The sequence below is a fragment of the Pseudoalteromonas rubra genome, from assembly GCF_005887115.1.
In the GTDB taxonomy this organism is placed as follows: Bacteria; Pseudomonadota; Gammaproteobacteria; order Enterobacterales; family Alteromonadaceae; genus Pseudoalteromonas; species Pseudoalteromonas rubra_F.
Map to the genome: position 1 here is coordinate 1 of NZ_PNCJ01000094.1, position 361 is coordinate 361.

Annotated in this window: 1 pseudogene; it reads right to left on the reverse strand. The window is 47.6% G+C overall.

Features of this window, described 5'->3' with window-relative positions:
* Positions 1-9 precede the first annotated feature (9 nt).
* Positions 10-361 (reverse strand): annotated as a pseudogene (tuf, locus tag CWB98_RS23320) (elongation factor Tu); the annotation flags it as partial.

A 361-nucleotide genomic window follows, 5' to 3' on the forward strand; every position in this document is an offset into this window, starting at 1 on the left:
AAGTCGATATTACTCAACGATAGTTGCAACAACACCAGCACCAACTGTACGGCCACCTTCACGGATCGCGAAACGTAGACCTTCGTCCATCGCGATTGGGCAGATCAGCTCAACAGTCATCTTGATGTTGTCACCAGGCATTACCATTTCAACGCCTTCTGGCAGCTCAACGTTACCAGTTACGTCAGTTGTACGGAAGTAGAACTGTGGACGGTAGCCTTTGAAGAATGGAGTGTGACGACCACCTTCATCTTTAGACAGTACGTATACTTCTGAAGTGAACTTAGTGTGTGGAGTGATTGAACCAGGCTTAGCAAGAACTTGACCACGCTCAACTTCGTCACGCTTAGTACCACGTAGA